This is a genomic window from Gordonia sp. (in: high G+C Gram-positive bacteria), from assembly GCF_047600565.1.
Lineage (GTDB): Bacteria > Actinomycetota > Actinomycetes > Mycobacteriales > Mycobacteriaceae > Gordonia.
Genome location: NZ_JASGKN010000001.1, coordinates 1388059 through 1403869, shown reverse-complemented (window position 1 = coordinate 1403869; position 15811 = coordinate 1388059). Strand labels below are relative to the sequence as shown.

Below are 15811 nucleotides of genomic sequence, written 5' to 3'. Positions count from 1 at the left end.
GACGATGGTTCCATGCGGCACGACGACATCGCCTCCCTGCAGCGGCTCAGCCCTGCATGGAAGCTGCTCAGCGCCTCGAACGCGCCACTGGTCCTGTCGTTCCTCGGCAGGGTCTTCATCGACGAGAACGTCCGAGAGATCTCCGAGACCGATCTGGTCGGCCGCCTCGACGACGAGCTGTACGCGCTGGCCCAGCAGCTCGGGCCCGATGCCTACCCGAGGACCGCCAAGCAGTACCTCGCTGATTGGTCCTCCACCGAGGCCCGGTGGTTACGCAAGTACTACCTGCCCGGCGACGACGAACCCCGCTACGACGCGACCCAGGCCGTCGAGCGCGCGGTCGCCTGGGTGAAGGGGTTGCGCGAGCGGGACTTCGTGGGCACCGAGTCGCGGCTGAACACCGTCTTCGACCTGCTCCGCCAGATCGTCCACGGATCCGACGCGGACCCGGACGCCCGCCTGGTCGAACTGCGGCGACGGCGCCTCGAGATCGACGAGGAGATCGCCGCGACCGAGCGGGGCGAGTTCACCGTCCTCGACCCGCTGGAGCGCCGGGACCGCTTCCAGCAGTTCGCCGAGACGGCCCGCGCACTGCTGTCGGACTTTCGCGAAGTCGAGGCCAACCTCCGTGACCTCGACCGGCAGATGCGCGAGCGGATCGCGACCTGGGACGGCACCAAGGGCGAACTTCTCGACGAGTTCGTCGGCAACCGCAGCGGGATCTCTGCGTCCGACCAGGGCCGCAGCCTCAAGGCCTTCTACGATCTGCTGCTGACCTCTGACCGGCTCGCGGAGATGACCAGGCTCATCGCGGCCGCTGCCACTCTCGACGGCGTCGACGCCGCCGACGAGCGCCTGACCCGCATCCACTACGACTGGCTCGCCGCCGCCAAGCGCGCCCAGGACACAGTCGGGGCGCTGTCGGAGCAGCTGCGCAGTTTCCTCGATGACCAGGTCTGGCTGGAGAACCGGCGCGTCATGGACCTCCTCCACAGCATCGAGACCACAGCGGTGAGCCAGCGCGAGGACCGCAGCAATGCTTTCTCGCACGAGATCGACGCGCTGGGACCGGACATCAAACTGCCAATGGAACGACCGCTCTACCGCAAACCGGTAGCGGCTAGCATCGACAGCAGTGGCATCGAGGCCGGCGTCGCCGAGGACGTCGGCGATGCGCTCTTTGAGCAGAATCAGGTCGACCCCGCCCCGCTCATCGACAACGTCCGCACCGCACTTCGGCGCGGCGGCCAGACAACGCTCGCCCAAGTCGTCGCCGACGCCCCGCTCGAGCGAGGGCTGGAGGAACTGCTCACCTACTTCCATCTCGACGACGGGGCCTTCGACACGCGGTTCGACGACACTGCCACCGACGCCGTGGCATGGGTGGGCGCCGACGGGATCGAGCGCACTGCCACTCTTCCCCGCGTCATCTACGCTCGCACCAGCGAGATCGGGGCCCGATAATGACTCGCGCCGTGCCCCGCGACCAGCTCAACCTGTCGATCCCGGTCACGACTCTGCTCAAGGGCGTGCTGTACCGCGACGCCAACGAGACCGCTTGGCTGCACCTGCAGGGGCTGTCGACGCAGGTGGGCGACTACGTCTCCACCTTGGGCCTGGAGGTCGTCGTCGACGAGAACCAGGGCTTCGCGTTCCTGCGTTCGCTGCCCGACGAGGAGCTCGAGGAGCGGGGGATCGCGCGACTCGTCCCGCGCCATCGCCTGTCCAAGAACACCTCGTTGATGCTGGCGCTGCTGCGCAAGAAGCTGCTGGAGTTCGATGCCAGCGACGCCGGCACCCGGCTGGTCCTCGACATCGAGCAGATCCGCCAGCTGATGCAGCCGTTCATGCCTTCCGGCGAGAACCAGGCCCAGGCCGTCGACAGGATCGATGCGACGTTGAGCAAGGTCGTCGACCTCGGCTTCGTCCGCCACGTGCGCAAGCAGGAGGGGCAGTACGAGGTCCGTCGCGTCATCTCCGCGTTCGTCACCGCCGATTGGCTCGCCGACTTCGACGAGAACTTCACCGGCTACGCCGACACTCGGTCTGAGGACACCTGATGGGCACCGACACCGAGATCGAGGCGACTGACGCGACGACCGGGCTTCCCGGCTTCCGCCTCCAGCGCCTCCAGGTACTCAACTGGGGAACCTTCGACAGCAACGTGTGGACGCTCGATCTCGACGGCCGCAACGGCCTGCTGACCGGTGACATCGGGTCCGGAAAGTCCACGCTGGTCGATGCGCTGACCACGCTGCTGCTCCCGGCCAACCGGATCTCCTACAACAAGGCGGCCGGTGCCGAGACCCGTGAACGCGACCTCCGTTCCTACGTCTTGGGCCACTACAAGTCCGAGCGCAACGAGAGCACCGGCGCCTCCCGGCCGGTGGCGCTGCGCGGCACTTCCAGCTACTCGGTGATCCTCGGCGTGTTCGCCAACGCCGACGCCGGCAGGCAGGTGACCCTCGCCCAGGTGTTCTGGCCACGCCAGGACTCCGGGCAGCCCGAGCGCTTCTTCACCGTCACCGACCGTGCCCTGGACATCAAGGGCGACTTCGACGACTTCGGGCCCGATCCGCGCACCCTGCGCAAGCGGCTGAAGAAGGCCGGTACCCGCCCGTACGACAACTTCCCCGAGTACGGCCGCGACTACCGCCGCGCCCTCGACATCCGGTCGGAGCAGGCGATGGAGCTGTTCCACCAGACGATCTCCATGAAGGCCGTCGCGAACCTCAACGACTTCGTCCGCCAGCACATGCTCGAGCCTGCCGACAACGCCGGTCAGGTGGCCGACCTCATCACCCACTTCGAAGCGCTAACCGCCGCGCACGACGCCGTGGTCCTCGCCCGCACCCAGATAGAGCAGCTCGCGCCGATACTGGCCGAGTGCGACAAGTACGAGGCCCACCACGGCGACGCGCTGGCCGCTCGCGCCCGCCGCGGTGCGCTCCGCTACTTCTTCGCCGAGCGCCGCTCCGACCTGCTTGCCGATCGCCTGGCCGCGATAGGCAGCGAGCACGCCACCGCCGAGCAGGACAAGGGCGCCGCCGACGCCCTCCTCGCCGAGCTGCGAACGACCCTGAGCGAACTAGAGCTTTCCCGGGCCGGACTCGGTGGCACCGAGATAGCCACCCTTACCGACCGCATCGAGGCGGCCGGGGCAACGCGAGATGCCCGCAAGCGCCAGTTCGACCAATACCAGCAGCTCCTGGCCGACGCCGGCTTGGATCCCGTGGAGGCCTCGCATGAATTCACGGCTCGAGTCGCGGAGACCGCGGCCGCAGTTGCCGAGCTCGACTCGCAGGCGACGGACCTGGGCAATCAGTTGTCCGAGCTGCAGTACTCCCAGCGCGACCTCAAGGGCGATGCAGCAAAGGTCAATGCCGAGATCACCGCCTTGCAGGGCCGCCCCAGCAACATTCCCCACCGGAACCTGGAGATCCGCTCGCGCATCGCCGCCGCGACCGGTCGCGACGAGGCCGACCTGCCCTTCGCCGGCGAGCTGATCGCCGTCCGTGACGACCAATCCCGCTGGGAGGGCGCCGCCGAGCGCGTCCTGCGCGGCTTCGCGCTGTCCATGCTGGTCTCCGCCGATGACTACCCGGCCGTGTCGCAATGGATCAATGACAACGACATGCGCGGGCGAGTGGTCTACTTCAAAGTGCCGGCCCGCATCGTCTCGACAAAGGCGTCGCCGGGGGTCGAGGCGCTCACGCACAAGCTCGACGTCAAGGACGGACCTTTCGCGTCCTGGCTCGAGAACGAGCTGAACCATCGCGCCCGCCACGTCTGCGCCGAATCCATGGAGCGCTTCCGCTCCGAGGACACGGCCGTGACCGCAGCAGGGCAAGTCCGGGCAGGCAGTCGACACGAGAAGGACGACACCCGCTCGGTCGGAGATCGTCGTCGCTACGTCCTGGGCTGGACCAACGAGCAGAAGGTCGACGCGCTCCTGGCCGAGGCAACCGAACTGGGTGAGGGCCTGGCCAAGGCGGCAGCGGAGATCGACGACGTCGTCGCGCGGCGCCAGGCCATCTCCGACCGCCGCCGAGCCATCGACAAGCTATCGGTCTTCGATTCGTTCGAACGCATTCGACTGGATGGGCACTGCGTCCCAGATCGCGAAGATGGTCGAGCGGCGGACCCAACTGGAGAAGTCGACGCAGGAGATCGCCGAACTCACCGAGTCGATCAACTCCACCAAGGAGATGATCACCGAGACCGGCGAGGAGCGCGACCAACTCGTCGGTCGCCTCACCTCGCTGCGCGAGGACGCCGAGCGCGCCGAGGCCGACCGCACCGATGCGCTGGCGATCCTCGCCGAGCCTGAAGCCGGCGATGCCCGCGCGCACTTTCCCGCCCTGACCGAGGCTGGCGCCGCGCCATCCACGCTGACCGAGTGCTTCCAGCACGAGAACGCGATGGCGACGGCGCTCACCGACGAGGCCGACAAGCACGACGAGCGCGCAGGCAAGATCGCCTCGCGGCTCGCCGGCAGGATGGCCGAGTTCAACCGCGATCACCCGTCGCACACCACCGACATCGAGGCCAGCGTCGCCTCGGCCGCCGAGTACCGTGCCCTCGGCGCCAGGCTGACCAATGACGACCTGCCCCGCTTCGAATCCGAGTTCGCCGAGTACCTGCGCAGCGAGACCATCAACGACATCGCGCTCTTCGCCGCATCGCTCGACCAGGGCGAGGACCAGATCAAGCGCAAGATCGACACCATCAACGACTCCCTGGCCGAGATCGAGTACAACCCCGGCCGATACATCCACCTCGAGGTCCACCCGAGCCCCAACGACGAGATCCGCACCTTCCGCGCCGACCTGCGCCGCTGCAGCGACGGCTCCCTCGACGCCGACACCGGCGACAAGTACGCCGAGGAGAAGTTCCTGCTCGTCAAGTCGCTGATCGAGCGGTTCCGCGGCCGCGAGGGCCACACCGAGATCGACCGCAAGTGGACAGCTCTGGTGACCGACGTGCGCAACTGGGTCACCTTCGCCGCCTCCGAACGCCGGGTCGACGACGATTCCGAGCACGAGAGCTACACCGACTCCGACGGCAAGTCCGGCGGCCAGAAGGAGAAGCTCGCCTACACCATCCTGGCCGCGTCCCTGGCCTACCAGTTCGACCTGGAGTGGGGGGCCAGCGCCTCGCGCGACTTCCGCTTCGTCGTCATCGACGAAGCCTTCGGCAGGGGATCGGACGACTCGGCCCGGTACGCCCTGTCGCTGTTCGCCAAGCTCGGCCTGCAGCTGCTCATCGTCACCCCGCTCACCAAGATCACCACCATCGAGCCCTTCGTCTCCGCCGTCGGCTACATCGAGAACAGGACGGGCCGATACTCCCAGCTGCAGTGCCTGACGATCGAGGAGTTCCGCGAGCAACGGGCCCTGCGCGCACTGCGCAGCGCCGCCGCCGAGGGCACCGAGATCGCATGAGCGGTTGGTCCACTCCCCAGGATTTTCGCGACCGGCTGGCCAAGCGGTGGTCCCGCGGCGTCTACCTCCAGGCCATGGCCGCCGGCGAGCCGTTCGAACCAGTCGACGCCAAGATCGCCGGTCCCAGGACCGCCGAGCTCAACAGCCGCCGCGCCGAGGTCGCCGACTGGATCTGCGCCTGGCACGCCCAGGCCCAACGCCCGGAGACCGACGTGGTGTACCGGATAGTCGGCGGACGCGGGTTGGTGGGGCACAACAGCGTGCCCGACCGGTTGCGCATCTCCTCGCTAGCCGATCTGGAGCGCTTCCTCGGGACTGCGGCCCAGACCCGGCGCTACCGCGAGATCCTCGCGCTGACCGCTGACCGCCCATCATTGCGCGAGTGGGCCGTCAAGCGGCCGATGCGCGCGCTGGAGCACCACGACCGCTTCGAGCAGCTCCTGGCCGCCCTGGACTGGATCGAGGCCAACGCCGGCACCGGCTGCCAGCTCCGCGAGATCGACGTGCCGGGCATCGACACCAAGTTCGTCGAGCACCACCAACGAATCCTGCTCGAGCTCGGCGGCATCATCGTCGCGGATGACCTCGTCGATCCGAACGAGAAGTCGATCGCCGGTCGCTTCGGCTTCGCCACCCCCGACCGCCGCGTACGACTGCGCAGGCTCGACCCCGACCTCGCCTGGCCGATGCCCGGCTTCGACGACGTAGAGGTCCGGGCCGTCGACTTGGCTCGCGTCCCCATCGTCGTCGACCACGTGTTCATCATCGAGAACCTGGCCACCTACCTATCGTTCCCACAGACCCCGCGGTCGGTGGCGATCTTCGGTGGCGGCTACGCGGCAACGGTGGCAGGAGGCATCGACTGGCTCACCGGCGTCGACGTGGCCTACTGGGGCGACGTGGACACCCACGGCTTCGCCATCCTGGACCGCCTGCGCGCCTCGCTTCCGTCGACCCGATCAATCCTGATGGACCGCCGGACGCTCCTGGCCCACCGGACGCAATGGGGCACCGAACCCGAGCAAGTGACGCGAGAGCTGCCAAACCTCACGCCCGAGGAGTCGAGGCTCCATCGGGAGCTCGTTACGGGCGAGCACGGCGACCGAGTCCGGCTGGAGCAGGAGCGGATACCGATGGCTGCAATTGACCGCGGCGATCTCGGTTAGCCCAGGCCTTTCGGCGACCGCGGTAAAAACGGACCGTCGCCTGTCCTTCTTCTGTGGCATCGTCATCTCCATGAGTTCGAGCAGCATTGATGATGACTTGCGCCGACTACGCGCCGCGCGTCGGGAACGCAGAGGGCTTCCGCCCGACGACGACATCGTCAGGATCGCGACGTCGGGTTCGACCCAGATCTGGCACACGGAGCAGACGTCGAGCAGCGAACCGCCGCGGGATGTCCCCTACTGCGACTTCACCCCACTTTTCCGCGGCTTCGCCATTGCCCAGCTGGCGGACGTTCTGACCTCGGGCATCGACACCCCTCGCGGCGTGCCATTCTTCGCTCGCGTCGTCGACCTCTCGAAGCCGTGGGAGTTTCCACTCGGTCGCACCGAACCGGCAGTGGCGGTCTACGACTCGGCCCTCGCAGTCCGCAGCTTCGTGAGGGCACCCGAAGGGGCCGGCGACTCGTGGCGCCCTGATCTCCAGCGGTACCCGCACCGCAACGGAGACCTCTGCACGATGTTCGATATGAATGCTCCGCTGCATTTTCCCGGTTCTGTGACGGACGAAGAGCTATACGGCTTCGCCTTTGACGGTGACCCTCGGGACGCGCTCGTCCACGTATATCTCGGGGGCCGCAGGGACGAGGTCCTTGCACGGCTACAGGACCTCGATCTCCCACCTCGATTCCGCATCGCCTTAGACTGATGAACCTGAGCTGTGCCGCATTCAAGGGCGAGCCCGTTGGCGGCGCCCACGTCCATACTCAGTTGGGCAATGAGGTTTGGCCGGACTCGATCCACACGGACCACGCCGCCTCATTGGCAGCGCGAAGCCACTGAGCAGCGACACCAACCCTGCCGTTTGCGAATGACTCGGTGAGGAGATCAAGGACCTCTTGCGTATCCGGTATGAAGAGCAGCACGTACCGAGCCTCGCTCGGGTCGTAGTTGCCGCTGGACGGATCGAGCCGTTCCACTGCAGATTGAACCCGACTCCCGAGGTAATCGGTTGAGTACCCGTTCAGGTGATTCAGCGCGTCAATCGCTGCCGGACACTTCGCCAAGATCCGTAGCGAGGTTCGCAACCGTTCACTTGCCGCGTGAAGCGCAGTGGGCATGCGGGCCCTCCCTTCAAGAAGAAAGCCATAGCGGACGACTCATAATGGTGAGCATCTCACGGTGCTGTGCGCGGTGCCGACGAACGCGAGAACCGATGACACCGGTCTGCGGTTCCTGATCTGCCCATCCGCCCCGGCCAACAAGTTCACTGAGCGCAGTCAGCTCGAACAGCTGCGACCGAGAGGACCACGAAAGTCACACCCTCGATGATCGCCGGGAACTTGAGGTCAATCGGGGGCACCTCCTCAGGCTCGTCGTCGTCGGCGCTGATCGTCGCCAAGATCCGTCCGGTGTCGTTTGTCAGAGGGCGCTGGCAAACTGTGAGGTATGACACATCTTGACGGCCCGGGTCCACCTAGCCACAACCCGCAATGCCAGCGGGCAAACAAGCCGCACTGCGTCTGCTCATGCGTTTCGCTGTTGCACTCCTGCGACTTACTCGACGCTGCTTTGGCGCGCCGGCACCCGCACGGCGCCGACATGTCAGCAATGCTGACGGATATCTACGGGAAGGCCTTCACCGACTTCAATGATCCGAACCCGCCAGGGTCCGAACGCCGGGGCAACTGGCAGAGCTTGTCAACGAAGCCGTCGAAGAAGCAGATTGCGACGCAATACGAGCAGCGGATCGTCGATGTTTGCCTTCATGACGTTCTGGCGTGGGTCCACAGCGCCGCGCCGCTGAACGGATCCTGGCTAGCGTTCGGCGACGGGCTCAGGGCGCGACACAAGTGGGAGAGGGTGGGGCCTCGCCTGGCCGCCGCTATGTCGAGCAGCGGAATCGTATCCGACGACGACACGCGTGGATTCTTCTGGTCCGCGGTCCTTGCGGCGACGGCGAAGGTGCTGGCTGCGACCGCGGCGATGCCGTCTAGGGCTCAGATCGTAGCTGAAATCTCGCGTCCAAGCGCTGTGGCGCCGGGGGTCATCGACCCGATTCCAGCGGTTCCGTCGATGGCCAAAGTCGCCTATCCGCGCTTGTCTTGTGCGAAGGTCATCGAGGAAGTTCGATGCTCGTCAGCGGTAGACATTGCTACGGCTGAGGTCGAATCAGCACTCCGTGCGACTGCCCTGGGGTGGAATGACCAGTTGGTAGTGATTGGTACCGTTGGGATCACTGTGTGCCCAGACCTGTGGCGCTTCCCGACCGCGGTGCGATACCTCTTAATTCCAACTATTGTCGCGTTGCGACGACGGGGTGCGAGATTCAGCCTCGATGGCATACCAGGCCCCGGGGACCAGGTCGAAGCCCTGATACGTGGTGAGCTGAGGGAGAAGTGGAATCGCCACAACGGCCGCGGCGGCCTCTGGTGAGTGCCTGTGGTGCCGGCTCGGCCTGACCGTCCCAGCGACAGCTAGGTGGCCCGTTGCAGATCGAATGCAGAGCCGTGCTCGCAGGGCAGGGGAGCGCGGCCTCTTGATCCCCAACGTTCCGGCGCAGCAGCGCCCCGGCCTCCTGCGCCCACTGGCGACACGAAGCTAACGAGATAGGACTGGCGCGGCTTGCCAAGGCGCTCGAAGCACGCACGTCGCATCGGATAGGCCGCGCTTGCGGGGTGTTCTTCGAATGCGATCTTCGAATGCGAACCGCTGTTGAAGACCGCGCGGATGCTGCCGACTGGTTCATCGAAAAGTGTTGCGGAGTGTCGCATTATCTGACACATTCTGTAGTTTGTAGCTCTACGGCTACACAGGTGATCGGGCACCTAGAACAAGGGGACACATGTGGGGAACGCGGCTCTTCGTCGTGACAAACTGGCGGCATGCCTGCGTCTGCCAAAAACCTCTCGGAGCGAGCGAGGCGGGTGCGGACCTTGCGTAGGACGGCTCTCGCCGAAGCACTGGTCGCCGCACGGCACGAGGCCGGCCTCACCCAGCAACAGCTCGCCGACAAGGCCGGGCTTTCGCGGTCGGCGATCGCCCGACTGGAGACCGGCAAGGCGTCCATCGGCTCGGACCTACTATGGGATCTCGCCGTCGCGCTCGGCCAGCGGCCCAGCCACCTCTTCGCGATCGCCGAGGAGAACCCTGTCGCCGAGGAGACGCTCAAGCCGACCTCGTAGTTGCTCGGCGCCCCGCCCATTTCGGGGGCGATCGTGCACATAGACCTTTATTCCGTTTACGCACTCGATAGTGGCCAGTCATCGGCCGAGCTTGCCCAGCGGCTGTCCGAGCAGCTCGGCCAGGTCGCTCCGCACGACGGCCTGACCCGAGCCCGGATTCAGACCGCTCTGGCAATCCTCAGCGACCCCGGTCGCCGGTCGGCCTACGACGTGCTGGTCGCCGATCCGAGCATCCCGATCACCGAGCAGACGCTCGCGGCGATGAGCGGCGTGCCGCAGCCCGGCGCGGCGCCTGTGCCCTCGGCGCCCGTGACCGCCGCCCCGCTGCGCTCCGACCTCGCTGCCGCGTGCGGCCAGTTGAAGGGTTCGCAGAAGTGGACGCGCAAGAGCCCTTCGCTCAGGGCGGCGCAGGCCGAGCTGTCATCGGACGAGAAGGTCCTCGCCGTGCTCCCGGCGAATCTGGACAGCGCCGGAAGCGATTGGCTGGGCATGGAGTTGACCGCGTTCTGGACCGGCGCGCTGGTGCTCACGGACCGGCGTCTCGTCTACGCGATGGAGTCGCGCGTTGGCCAGGAACGCGCCGAGGTCCTCGTATCGGCGATGGACTCGGTGAACTGGACCAGACGCCTCCTGGAAGTCCTCATCACCATCTCGGCCGATGGCGACGAGCACGCATTCACGACCTACTCCACGAAGGACGCTCCCGCGTTCGTCGCCCGGCTCAACTCGATGGTGAAGCCGACCCAGTCGACGACATCGACGACATCAGCGTCATCGCGCTGGCCCGACCCTCCGCCGCCTCCCACGTCGGGTCCGCCACCCGGTTGGTACCAGAACCCGAATGACCCGGCGCAGCAGCGCTGGTGGGACGGGAGCACCTGGACCGAGCACATCCAGACGGCGACCCCGCCTCCGCCGCCACCGCCCAAGCCCACCGCAGAGCAGGAGAACAAATGAACGCGCCAGGCCGCATCGACCTGTATCGGGTCATCAATCTCGACCCTGCAGCGCCGCCGCACGTCCTCGCCGGCCAGCTGCAGCACCTGCTGACGCAGGTCGCCCCGGGTCCTGACCAGGCGTACCTGCAGCGCGCCCTGGCCATCCTCGGCGACCCGGCCAAGAAGCAGGCGTACGACGCGCTGCTCGCTGACCCCGCGGCGCCGGTCACCGACCAGACGCTCAATGCGATGGCCGGGCCGCAGGCCAACGTCGCGCCGGCCGCGCACCCTGCGCACCAGCCGACCCACCCGGGCCCGGTGGCCGCCTCGGCCCCGCAGACCGGCGCCATGCTCGGCCAGCCGACCTGGCCAGCGCCGGCGGCGCCCCGGAAAAAGCCGCGCTTCAGCAAGAAGGTGCTCGCGGCCGGCATCGGCGGTGCCGTCGTCCTGCTCATCGCGATGATCGGCATCGTCGGCGGGCTCAGCTCCAGCTCGGCCAACTGCGCAGACGTCATCTTCATCGGCGCCGCAGGATCTGGCCAGCGCAGCGCCGAGGCCATGGCCGCCGACGACGGCATGGGCAATATCGTCAACGACACCTACCAGAACCTCCTGTCCGACGCGAACGATGCCGGCAAGAAGGTCGAGAAGCGGGCCGTCGACTACCCGGCGCTGGACATCTCGATGGTGTGGAGCCCGGAGTACGCCAAGTCGATCGAGACGGGCCAGCTGATGGCGACCGGCATGATCCTCAACGCCATGAAGGAGTGCCGCAAGTCGAAGATCGTCGCCGTCGGCTACAGCCAAGGCGCGATGGTCATGCACCGGGCTCTCTGGGAAATCAAGACGAACGGCAACGTCATCGGCCTGCTGATCGCCGACGGCGACCGCGTCATCAACGACCCTAACGTTCTCTACGACGGCGGCGCAGCCAACTACCCGGGCATCGCCTACTCGAAGCTCGGCCAGGGACAGAGCGCGGTGTACCGCACGCGCCAGTTCTCCAACAAGTGGCGCGGCAACATCGGCTCCTGGTGCGAGAAGGGCGACACGATCTGCTCGAACCAACCGGGAGTCAACGAAGGGCTCGTGAAGGGCGGCATCGGCGCCTACGTCCACACCCACAGCTACGACGCCTCCGACTGGCGCCAATGGATCAAGCAGAAAGCGCTGGGCACCAAGTGAAGACGACGAACAAGCTGACATTAATCCTGGGCGCCGTCGCGACGGTGCTCGCCGTCTGCCTCGCGGTAGCGGCGGTCCTCCTGGTCCGCAGCGGCAGCGGCGGCAGCAAGGACGCGCCCTCGGCCGCGACCGAGCAGCTCGGTCCGATCGACGGACTGTCGCCCGGCTCGCAGGCGCCCAACAACGGCGGCAATGCGCCGCAGGCGCCGGTCGCAGGCGCCTACCCCGGCGCCGGCGGGCCGCGCCCGGCCACGGCGCAACCGATGCCCACGGAGACCAAGAGCGGGGCCGACTACGCGTATCTGCTCACGCCGTCAGGCAATATCGGCTGTGATTTCAGCACACAGAACGAGTACACCCGCCAAGGCCAGTGCGGCGTGAAGTCAATGAATGACACGAGCAGCCCGCTCGGCACCGAGCAGCTCGCCGGCAGCACCAAAGGCCGATGGCTGTTCCAGTTCTCCGACAACCGCGTCGGCGAGCCGGTGGGGAGCAGTGGGACGACCGGTTGGATGAACCAGCCGTCCAGCAAGATCACCACGGCCGCGTACGGCCAGCAGTACTACTTCGAGGACTGGGTCGCTGCCTCCGAGGAGTCAGGTCTAACGGTCTGGAACACCCAGACCGGCAGCGGGGTGTTCCTCTCGCGGGAGAAGGCCGAGCGCTTCGACGGCCCCGGTGGCCAGGGCTCGCCGCAGCAGTCATCGAACAAGGGCGAGCCGATCGTGCTCGGCTCAATGCCGTCGAACGGCCGCGGTTACGGAACCGAGCGTCCCCAGGAGGTGTACGCCGGTGGCGACCCGAGCAGCCGGATCACCGGCATCACATGGTCGAGCTGGGGCGGCGATCGAGCCGAGGGCACCGGAGCCGGCACCTACCAGACCGCTGGCAAACCCAGCGAGCAGGGAGTACCGGCGACCATCGTGGCCTCGGATCCAGGCGAGTGCGCTGGCAAGCGTGCCTACACGAAGGTCACCTATTACTTCCCGAGCAAAGGGGAGGCCTTCGGCAGTCGCAGCCCCATGAACGCCTGCTGGACCCGCTGACGCATCAGCGAACTTCAGACCGCAACAACGAAGGGAATCCCATGAAGAAGTTGACCACCACGACCGTCGTGGCCGCCACCATCGCGGCTGGTGCCATCGTCGGCACCACCGTCGCCGCGCCCGAGGCCCAGGCCCAGGTCTTCGACGGCAAGTACACCTGGATTCATTCGGGCGGCGGCCAGAAGAGCCGAGCTGCCGTAACCGTTCGACGAGGCGTGCTGTTCGGCCCAAACTACCGCTACCGGATTCGGTCGACTCCGCGCGGCGGCGTCATCAACGCCCAGTCCATGAAGTGGGTACTCAACCGCTACGGCAACGGCTACCGCGGACCGACCACTTACCGATCGCCGTGGACTGGGCAGGTCCTTCCGTACGGCAGCTCCGCGCTCATCCCGCGCTAGCTCGCGGCCCACATCGAGGAGAACAGCCCCCGTGAAGACGGTCTCCGCCATTGTTGTCGCGGTCGCATTTGTGGCCGGTACGGTTCTGGCCACCCCGCCCGCCGACGCCGCTATCGCACCCGGCACTTACTGGATGCAGGGCGCCTTCGGCTTCGGCATCACCGGTCCGCGGGCCAAGGTGGTCGTGCACGACGACAAGCTGACCTTCCTGACGCCCAAGCGGCACTCCACGGCTTACCACCGCACGGCTGACGGTGGTTGGTGCGACAACGGCAAGGGCGGGCGCTACGTGTTCCACCGCATGGGCACCGGGTACGTCGGTACCGGTTACACGCACGGCATCCCCAACGCCACCTTGGTCCTCATCCCGGCAACAACTGAAAGAGGGAACGCATGAAGAGAATCGCCACCGCCACGACCTTGGCCGCCGTCACCCTGGCCACTGTCGGTACCGCCGTGGTCGCCGCGCCCGCCGAGGCGCGCGTCGACGCAGGCCGGTACACGATCCTGTACACGCACAGCCAAGTACGCCCGTCGCTGATCCTGCCGATGCGGACCCCCGCACCCAACTCGCGGGGCCGTGCCGTGGTCCGTGGACGGACACTCTCCATCACCCAGCACTCGCCCCTCGGCCCGGGAACCACGCAGTACCGGATCACTCCGACGGCGCATGGCGGCGTCGCCAGCGATGGATGCAGCCGGATCACCCTCACGCGGAACAGCTTCGGATACCGAGGCCGACTCACCGACTGCATCGACTACCAGCGTGCCGTCGTCACGCTCGTGCGCCGATAGTGAAGGAAATCAAATGAGCAGCATGAAGAAGATCGCCGCCGGCCTCGTCGTCGGCGGCGCCGCCCTCGCCGGCATCGTGGCCATCGGAACCGGCGACGCCACCGCCACGGTCGACTCCGGTCTCTACAGCTGGGTGCAGGGCTCCCAGCGAGGCAGCGCCGTCGTGCGCGGTGGCACCTTGACCCTCAACGGAACCGCCCACATGCGCCTGATTTCCACGCGCAACGGCGGCTATGGCGACTGGGTCTTCAACCGCTATGTCCTCACCAAAGCCCCCCGTGGCACCTACAACATGACCTGCTGCGGCGCCGGGATTCCCATGGGGAACTGCGGCAGGCTCGTCCCGCGCCGCTGAGCGACCCGCGACCCCAACCCACCCATCGAAGAGAAGGAATCACGAATGAGCATCAAGACCAAGATCGCCGCCGGCCTGCTGGTCGGCGCCGCAGCACTGACCGGCACCGCGGCCATCGGAGCCGGCGAGGCCTCGGCGAAGGTGGCCCCCGGCCGCTACACCTGGGTCGAGAGCGGCATCTTCGGCACCGTCCAGCGCGCCCCGGCGACCGTCCGCGGCAACGCCGTCTACATGCGCGGCGCCCGCATGCCGATCGCCTCGACACGGGCCGGCGGGGTCATCGACTACTCCGGTGCCCGGTACGTGCTGAACAAGCGAGGCGCCGGCTACTCCGGCTCCGCGTACCTGGGCCCCTTCCGGACCGGAGACGTCAAGCTGCTCCCGCGTCGCTGAGTTAACACCGACCGAGCCCCGCTCCTGCTGCCCGCAGGAGCGGGGCTCTGTTCGTTTCCAGGCCCGTTGCAGCGGCGCAGCCGCCAGAAGAGCCCTCCTCGAAGATCCACGATCCCCAGGAGGAACCCATGACCATGTTCGCCGACGTCGTGCCCACGCCCCGCGTCTGGGTCGGCTGCCTGCACTGCTACAACTCCGGACGGCTGGTCGGCGAGTGGTTCGACGCCCTCGGCGCCGAGAACGTCACCACCCAGCAGGTCCACGGCGGCCGCCGGGTCGACCCGGTCGAGCACGAGGAGATCTGGGTCATGGACACCGACGAGATGCCCGTTTCCGAAGAGATGAGCACCGTCGACGCCGGCAAGTGGGGCGAGGCCATCGACTCGGTCCCCGCGCACCTGCGGCGGGCCTACTACGCGTGGATCGCCAGCGGCTCGATCGTCGAGGATGGCGACGGCATGCCCAGCGTCTCCGACTTCGAGGAGCGCTACGCCGGAGAATGGGACTCGCTGAGCGAGTACCTGCAGGACCTGGCCATCGAGTCGGGCCTGCTCAACGGCGTGGACGAGGAGATCGCCAACTACATCGATTGGCGGGCCTACGCGCGCGACCGCGACAGCGAATACACCGTCGTCGACGCTCCCGGGCTCAAGGTGCATGTGTTCCGGGACTTCTGAGCCCGACGACCACGACTGGACGCAGATCTACGCGTCTGAGCTGGTGCCGGGAGACGTGATCGCGACTGGCCATTTCGCGGGCGCGACTGTCGTCGCTCTCCACCACCGGCCCGGAACAGTCGTGCTCCTCCTCGCCCTCCCTGATCCGCCCCGCATCGACACCGTCCGCTACCGCGCTGGCCACAGCGTCCGCGTCGTGGACTGGTGACCCAGCCCGAAGGAGGCCCCG

General features: G+C 67.1%; 17 protein-coding genes. All 17 read left to right on the top strand.

The genetic code is table 11. From position 1 onward, the window contains the following. Positions 1-12: 12 nt before the first annotated feature. Positions 13-1464 (top strand): DUF3375 domain-containing protein, encoded by a 1452-nt coding sequence (locus QM774_RS06830; RefSeq protein ID WP_414975160.1) that lies wholly within the window; start codon positions 13-15, stop codon positions 1462-1464. Continuing rightward, positions 1464-2060, top strand: a complete 597-nt coding sequence (locus tag QM774_RS06825) for a DUF4194 domain-containing protein (protein WP_414975159.1) — start codon at positions 1464-1466, stop codon at positions 2058-2060. Before QM774_RS06830 ends, QM774_RS06825 begins: the two co-directional genes overlap by 1 nt. Then, positions 2060-4330 (top strand): ATP-binding protein, encoded by a 2271-nt coding sequence (locus QM774_RS06820; RefSeq protein WP_414975158.1) that lies wholly within the window; start codon positions 2060-2062, stop codon positions 4328-4330. Before QM774_RS06825 ends, QM774_RS06820 begins: the two co-directional genes overlap by 1 nt. A gap of 91 nt (positions 4331-4421) precedes the next feature. Next, positions 4422-5444 (top strand): SbcC/MukB-like Walker B domain-containing protein, encoded by a 1023-nt coding sequence (locus QM774_RS06815; protein ID WP_414976609.1) that lies wholly within the window; start codon positions 4422-4424, stop codon positions 5442-5444. Continuing rightward, positions 5441-6610 (top strand): Wadjet anti-phage system protein JetD domain-containing protein, encoded by a 1170-nt coding sequence (locus tag QM774_RS06810; protein ID WP_414975157.1) that lies wholly within the window; start codon positions 5441-5443, stop codon positions 6608-6610. Before QM774_RS06815 ends, QM774_RS06810 begins: the two co-directional genes overlap by 4 nt. Before the next feature lie 70 nt (positions 6611-6680). Then, positions 6681-7316, top strand: a complete 636-nt coding sequence (locus QM774_RS06805) for a hypothetical protein (protein ID WP_414975156.1) — start codon at positions 6681-6683, stop codon at positions 7314-7316. 893 nt (positions 7317-8209) lie between these two features. Then, entirely contained in the window at positions 8210-9043 is an 834-nt protein-coding gene (locus QM774_RS06800; protein WP_414975155.1) for a hypothetical protein, read from the top strand. Positions 9044-9534: 491 nt separating this feature from the next. Then, complete coding sequence (locus tag QM774_RS06795; RefSeq protein ID WP_414975154.1) at positions 9535-9792, top strand: helix-turn-helix domain-containing protein; 258 nt, start codon at positions 9535-9537, stop codon at positions 9790-9792. Then, positions 9793-10749 (top strand): DUF2510 domain-containing protein, encoded by a 957-nt coding sequence (locus tag QM774_RS06790; protein WP_414975153.1) that lies wholly within the window; start codon positions 9793-9795, stop codon positions 10747-10749. Beyond that, positions 10746-11915 carry a cutinase family protein gene (locus tag QM774_RS06785; protein WP_414975152.1) on the top strand — a complete coding sequence of 390 codons (1170 nt, stop codon included), beginning with the start codon at positions 10746-10748 and terminating at the stop codon, positions 11913-11915. The genes QM774_RS06790 and QM774_RS06785 overlap by 4 nt, the downstream gene beginning before the upstream one ends. Then, a complete protein-coding gene (locus QM774_RS06780; protein WP_414975151.1) occupies positions 11912-12961 on the top strand; it encodes a hypothetical protein in 1050 nt (349 codons plus the stop codon). The genes QM774_RS06785 and QM774_RS06780 overlap by 4 nt, the downstream gene beginning before the upstream one ends. Before the next feature lie 41 nt (positions 12962-13002). Next, a complete protein-coding gene (locus tag QM774_RS06775) occupies positions 13003-13362 on the top strand; it encodes a hypothetical protein (protein WP_414975150.1) in 360 nt (119 codons plus the stop codon). Between the two features lie 31 nt (positions 13363-13393). Beyond that, positions 13394-13759: a hypothetical protein gene (locus tag QM774_RS06770; protein ID WP_414975149.1), complete on the top strand. Its 366-nt coding sequence runs from the start codon at positions 13394-13396 to the stop codon at positions 13757-13759. Continuing rightward, positions 13756-14157 (top strand): hypothetical protein, encoded by a 402-nt coding sequence (locus QM774_RS06765; protein WP_414975148.1) that lies wholly within the window; start codon positions 13756-13758, stop codon positions 14155-14157. The genes QM774_RS06770 and QM774_RS06765 overlap by 4 nt, the downstream gene beginning before the upstream one ends. Positions 14158-14170: 13 nt before the next feature. Then, the gene (locus QM774_RS06760; protein WP_414975147.1) at positions 14171-14512 is read left to right on the top strand and encodes a hypothetical protein; all 342 of its coding nucleotides are present in this window, start codon (positions 14171-14173) and stop codon (positions 14510-14512) included. Between the two features lie 45 nt (positions 14513-14557). Next, a complete protein-coding gene (locus QM774_RS06755) occupies positions 14558-14905 on the top strand; it encodes a hypothetical protein (protein ID WP_414975146.1) in 348 nt (115 codons plus the stop codon). Positions 14906-15033: 128 nt separating this feature from the next. Further along, entirely contained in the window at positions 15034-15582 is a 549-nt protein-coding gene (locus tag QM774_RS06750) for an antirestriction protein ArdA (protein WP_414975145.1), read from the top strand. Positions 15583-15811: the final 229 nt, after the last annotated feature.

Excerpts from the sequence above, each read along its gene's own strand:
- QM774_RS06830 (WP_414975160.1), top strand. The coding sequence starts at position 13 with ATGCGGCACGACGACATCGCCTCCCTGCAGCGGCTCAGCCCTGCATGG.
- QM774_RS06825 (WP_414975159.1), top strand. The coding sequence starts at position 1,464 with ATGACTCGCGCCGTGCCCCGCGACCAGCTCAACCTGTCGATCCCGGTC.
- QM774_RS06820 (WP_414975158.1), top strand. The coding sequence starts at position 2,060 with ATGGGCACCGACACCGAGATCGAGGCGACTGACGCGACGACCGGGCTT.
- QM774_RS06815 (WP_414976609.1), top strand. The coding sequence starts at position 4,422 with ATGGCGACGGCGCTCACCGACGAGGCCGACAAGCACGACGAGCGCGCA.
- QM774_RS06810 (WP_414975157.1), top strand. The coding sequence starts at position 5,441 with ATGAGCGGTTGGTCCACTCCCCAGGATTTTCGCGACCGGCTGGCCAAG.
- QM774_RS06805 (WP_414975156.1), top strand. The coding sequence starts at position 6,681 with ATGAGTTCGAGCAGCATTGATGATGACTTGCGCCGACTACGCGCCGCG.
- QM774_RS06800 (WP_414975155.1), top strand. The coding sequence starts at position 8,210 with ATGTCAGCAATGCTGACGGATATCTACGGGAAGGCCTTCACCGACTTC.
- QM774_RS06785 (WP_414975152.1), top strand. The coding sequence starts at position 10,746 with ATGAACGCGCCAGGCCGCATCGACCTGTATCGGGTCATCAATCTCGAC.
- QM774_RS06775 (WP_414975150.1), top strand. The coding sequence starts at position 13,003 with ATGAAGAAGTTGACCACCACGACCGTCGTGGCCGCCACCATCGCGGCT.
- QM774_RS06765 (WP_414975148.1), top strand. The coding sequence starts at position 13,756 with ATGAAGAGAATCGCCACCGCCACGACCTTGGCCGCCGTCACCCTGGCC.
- QM774_RS06760 (WP_414975147.1), top strand. The coding sequence starts at position 14,171 with ATGAGCAGCATGAAGAAGATCGCCGCCGGCCTCGTCGTCGGCGGCGCC.
- QM774_RS06755 (WP_414975146.1), top strand. The coding sequence starts at position 14,558 with ATGAGCATCAAGACCAAGATCGCCGCCGGCCTGCTGGTCGGCGCCGCA.
- QM774_RS06750 (WP_414975145.1), top strand. The coding sequence starts at position 15,034 with ATGACCATGTTCGCCGACGTCGTGCCCACGCCCCGCGTCTGGGTCGGC.